The organism is Parabacteroides sp. AF48-14 (assembly GCF_003477465.1).
In the GTDB taxonomy this organism is placed as follows: domain Bacteria; phylum Bacteroidota; class Bacteroidia; order Bacteroidales; family Tannerellaceae; genus Parabacteroides; species Parabacteroides acidifaciens.
In genome coordinates, this window is record NZ_QUDI01000081.1 from 1 (window position 1) to 4,556 (window position 4,556).

Below are 4,556 nucleotides of genomic sequence, written 5' to 3' on the forward strand. Positions count from 1 at the left end.
GGTGGGAAAGGTGGGGGTTGTACAGGCCGGCCAGTTCGCCTACTCCGTAGGCATGGATGCGGAAGGTTGTTGTTGTCATTTTCTTGTGTTTTTAATTAATCAAATATACAGAATAAATCTCACATTATCAAATGTTTCCGGTGGTAATCGGTAATAAAAGGCGGGGATGTCACGCCCTGTCGCCCGTGTCTTCAAAGGAGGGTGGGCTGCGCTGTATCTTTACAGTGTAATTAATTACAAGACAGTCCTTATTAATCATTTTAAAAAGTAACGTTTATGGGAATAAAGTATCATTTGGTTTTGCGGAAGAATATAAGTAAGAAAGTGGAAGAGGGGAAGGAGTTTCTCTATTATGCACAGACACGTGCCACGCGTACCTGCACCTTTGACGAACTCTGCGATTTGATAGCGGAGAGCTCGACGGCTTCGAGTGGCGATGTCAAACTGGTGGTAGACCGGATGACAAAATTCATGGCAAAATCGTTGGAACGTGGCGAAGTGGTGCAGCTTGGCGAGTTGGGCAATTTCCAGTATATATTGGGCAGTTCCGGGAGCACGTCGGAGGATGTGTTTCAAGCATCGCAGCTTCGCCGGCCCCGCCTCTGTTTCCGTCCGGGCACTTTGTTGCGGAACCTGACACTGACGGTAAAAGGTGAACACATACTGCTGGAACCGGGGAAACCGCCTGTTGAGAGACCGGGAATCCTTTGAGAATTAATAATTAAGAATTAAAAATTAAGAATTAAAAGAGTTATGGAGAAGGGGGAGTTTGTGAAAGGGTATGGCGGGGCGGCGCGTATGGCGGGTGAGCTGTATGGGATGAATCCGGTGGTGATATTGGCGCAGGCGGCAATCGAATCGGGTTGGGGAGAGAGCACGTTAGCGGTGAAGTATCATAATTTCTTCGGGATTACGGGCTATGGGGTGACAAATGCGTACTGGCATGGCGGGAAGACGGACTTGGGGAGCGGGGGCTTGTTGTTTCGCCGCTACGACACGCCGGAGCATAGTTTTCTGGATTTTGCCCGCCTCGTCTTTACCGCTTATCCGCAGGCGGCGGCAGTCAGTGCTTATCCGGCGGCCTATGCGCAGGAGATCGCCTACAGCCGCTACATCAGCGAGGTGAACGGCGACAACCGGGCGGCATACCGGAAGATGTTGGTGTCGATCGCACGCCAGATTCAGTTATTAATCAGTAATTAAAAAAAAGAAAGCGTATGAGTAAAGTAAGGTCGATTTTGGAGTTTGTGAGGTCACTGATCGAGTTCCTGTTGGGGTTGGGAAAGAAGAACGGTTAGTTTAAACGTGGCTGTATCAAAATATCCTTGTCCCCGCGCTTGACGCCATAGCCGTCAAGCTAATCGAAGTAAGTGTTGTAATACTAGTAAAATAAGGGGGGTATTCAATTATCTGTTGAAGAAAAGATGAATATAGATATTCTTCGAAATTCTTTAACCACAAGAATTTTATGGAACTGTGCAGAAGCAAATGGTTTCTATAAACGCTTTGGCAAAATAACGCCGCAAGTGTTTATAGATTTGCTTTTGCATTGTGCCTTGCATCAAGCAGGTTATTGTTCCTTAAGCCAGATGAGTAACTACTTATCCTGGCAATTGAATATAGATGTAAGTAAGCAGGCCATTGATGAACGATTTACGGACTCAGCTTATAAATATGTGTTGTCAGTCGTCAATTATATTGCCGGTCAACGTATGAGCAGTACATTAGATACCTCTTTTTTAGAAGCTTTTAGCCGGGTTAGAATAAAGGATTCTACCAAGTTCAAATTACCATGCTGGCTGAAAGATCAATACAAAGGTCATGGTGGTTTTGGGGATATCCAGTCAGGCATGTGTATTCAGTTTGAATATGATCTCAAATCCAATGCGATTATAGGTTTTTCCCTGACCAATGAAACCCGAAACGATTTTGAAGAGTCCAGAGAAGAATCACAGCCAATTCTTTCAAATGACTTACTAATCCGGGATTTAGGCTACTGGAGTATAAATAAGTTCAAACAAATAAAGTCTGCAGGAGCATTTTTTCTCTCCCGATTAAATACCACGGTAGAACTATTTGATTTGCAAGGAAACAGGTTTGAATTAAAGACAGTCTATCAGAAGATGAAAAAATACCGACTGACTCATCAGCAGTTTATAGTCCGGTTAGGAATAAAAGAGCAGATCGTGGTTCGGCTATGTGTCAGTTTAGCTTCTGATGAAGTATATGAGAAACGCATTACCACATTGAAAAAGCAAAATCAGAGATATAAAAATGCAACAATTCGCCAAGAGACAAAGGACAGATATCATCTGAATCTATTTGTTACTAATATACCCTGCCAGATACTTGATACCCCGGATATTTTAAAGGCATACCATTTTCGTTGGCAGATAGAATTGATTTTTAAACAGTGGAAAAGCATTGCCGGCGTGGCTTCTGTTACAGCTGTCAGAGCAGAACGTTTTCTTTGTATTCTATACGCCAAACTTATTCTGATTCTAATAAATTACAGATTTATGCGTGTTATACAATCTTTCTATTATCGTACAAATCAACGGCTTTTAAGTCCATACAAATGCATGTAAAGCCTTTGGCTACATTTTGATATAATCAGTGATATTCTAAAGAGGAAAGGTTGGCGAAATACAACATATATAGACTCCCTGATCACCCGGTTTAGTAGAAATCATTATCTGGAGAATAGAAAAAAACATATCACGTTTGAAGATTTATTTTACTATTATCTTAAATAAAACAATTATATAGACTATATTTAAATAAAAAAACCGGAGTCCCTTGTTGTCCTGACAATACTCCGGTTCTTACTCTAAAAAACTAAACGTTCTTTATCATGGTGAAAAATACGAAATCAAACCCTGTTCCTCAAAAGAATGGGGTAAAAAAAGCTCTAATACGTACTTTTTTAACATAATCTCACAAAACCACTGCCTTTTTGCTATTTAGAGACATTAGCTTGACGGCTATGGCGTCAAGCGCGGGAACGAGGGGTTTTTGATACAGCCTTTTTGTTTATTATTTAATTGAATTCTTTGCCGAACTTCATCTGGACGTCGGCTACATATTGTTTGATCCGCTGTTCGTCTTCTTTCTTGCAGATCAGAAGGACATTTCCGGATTCGGCTACGATGCAATCATTAAGCCCTTGTATGACGGCGAGGCGTTTGGGATTGTCGAGTGCAATGATATTGCCGGTGCTTTCGTACAACATCGCTTCGCTTTTGAGCAGTGCATTGTTTTGTTCGTCCCTCTGGGCGAGGTCGAACAGCGATCCCCATGTCCCTAAGTCGGCCCAACCGAAGTCGACGCACAGCATATAGACATTATCCGCTTTCTCCATGATGCCGTAGTCGATGGAGATATTCAGGCAGTAGGGGAAGTTTTCGGTAATAAATCCCCGTTCTTCTTCCGTATTGAATTTCTCTTTTCCCAGGTCGAAACGGAGGGAAATATCGGGGAGGAATTTTGCAAATGCCTCCAGTATCGAGTTGACGTTCCAGACGAAGAGGCCGGAGTTCCAGAAAAACTCGCCGCTTTCCATGAATACTTTAGCTAACTCGATATTCGGTTTTTCGGTGAATGTCTTTACTTTGGTGAACTCTCCTAACATGACGTCGCTGCTCTGGATGTATCCGTAACCTGTCTCGGGGCGGCTCGGGCGGATACCTAAGGTTACTAAGGCGTTGTTGTCTTTGACGAAGTCGAGGCTCTTTTGCACGTCTTTCAGGAAGACATCTTCCTTCAGGATCAAATGGTCGGAGGGAGCAACGACAATATTCGCGTTCGGGTTGCAGGCCTTGATATGATAGGCTGCATAAGCGACGCATGGAGCTGTGTTCCGGCGTGCGGGCTCCAACAGGATCTGCCTTTCTTCCAGTTCGGGCAGTTGTTCTTTTACAAGTGATGCGTATTGTTCATTCGTTACGATATAAATATTTTCGATCGGGATGATTTTAGAGAAACGATCGAATGTCATCTGTAGCAGCGACCGGCCTGTGCCGAAAAAGTCGAGAAATTGTTTCGGGTAACTTTCTCTGCTGAATGGCCAGAAGCGGCTACCAATCCCGCCGCCCATGATAACGCAATAATTATCTTTCATGATGATTCAGGTTGTTTTTTAGTTTTACTCTTACAAAGTTAACGAAATATTCCGGTATTTAGTCTGCCTTCAACTACTAAGAAGATATAAAATGAAAAAAAAGCGACAAACCCTTGCAGGTTTAAAAATAATGCCTACCTTTGCAACGCATTAGAAAAAACAAATGCCCAGATGGCGGAATTGGTAGACGCGCTGGTCTCAAACACCAGTGGATTCACTTCCATGCCGGTTCGATCCCGGCTCTGGGTACTGAAGCGGAGAAAGTAGAAATACTTTCTCCGTTTTTCTTTTCTACTCCTCGCAACTCGTTGGTTTGGGATATACTAAGGCTCACCCCGAAAAGTTGTGGAGAAAGCAAAAAATAATTATTTTTGCTCAATGGAAACAGGTTACGAACTATTCTTACCCGAAGGCATATTGACTTACTTTGAAGTAA

The 4,556-nt window shown here is 43.0% G+C and carries 4 protein-coding genes and 1 tRNA gene; 4 read left to right on the top strand and 1 reads right to left on the bottom strand.

The features are described from left to right. The first annotated feature begins 276 nt into the window (after nt 1-276). From DW083_RS21620 to DW083_RS21630, 3 genes are all read left to right on the top strand, one after another. Nucleotides 277-711 (top strand): HU family DNA-binding protein, encoded by a 435-nt coding sequence (locus DW083_RS21620; protein ID WP_115501430.1) that lies wholly within the window; start codon nt 277-279, stop codon nt 709-711. A gap of 42 nt (nt 712-753) precedes the next feature. Beyond that, nucleotides 754-1,203 (top strand): glucosaminidase domain-containing protein, encoded by a 450-nt coding sequence (locus DW083_RS21625; protein ID WP_115501431.1) that lies wholly within the window; start codon nt 754-756, stop codon nt 1,201-1,203. A gap of 221 nt (nt 1,204-1,424) precedes the next feature. Beyond that, the gene (locus DW083_RS21630; RefSeq protein WP_122333792.1) at nt 1,425-2,588 is read left to right on the top strand and encodes an IS4 family transposase; all 1,164 of its coding nucleotides are present in this window, start codon (nt 1,425-1,427) and stop codon (nt 2,586-2,588) included. 452 nt (nt 2,589-3,040) lie between these two features. Here the strand turns inward: DW083_RS21630 and DW083_RS21635 are convergent, their stop codons facing one another. Then, a complete protein-coding gene (locus DW083_RS21635) occupies nt 3,041-4,120 on the bottom strand; it encodes a mannose-1-phosphate guanylyltransferase (RefSeq protein ID WP_122333793.1) in 1,080 nt (359 codons plus the stop codon). 165 nt (nt 4,121-4,285) lie between these two features. On the opposite strand from DW083_RS21635, the gene DW083_RS21640 reads away from it, so the two are divergent. Further along, nucleotides 4,286-4,369, top strand: a tRNA-Leu gene (locus DW083_RS21640). Nucleotides 4,370-4,556 lie beyond the last annotated feature (187 nt).

Excerpts from the sequence above, each read along its gene's own strand:
- DW083_RS21620 (WP_115501430.1), top strand. The coding sequence starts at position 277 with ATGGGAATAAAGTATCATTTGGTTTTGCGGAAGAATATAAGTAAGAAA.
- DW083_RS21625 (WP_115501431.1), top strand. The coding sequence starts at position 754 with ATGGAGAAGGGGGAGTTTGTGAAAGGGTATGGCGGGGCGGCGCGTATG.
- DW083_RS21630 (WP_122333792.1), top strand. The coding sequence starts at position 1,425 with ATGAATATAGATATTCTTCGAAATTCTTTAACCACAAGAATTTTATGG.
- DW083_RS21635 (WP_122333793.1), bottom strand. The coding sequence starts at position 4,120 with ATGAAAGATAATTATTGCGTTATCATGGGCGGCGGGATTGGTAGCCGC.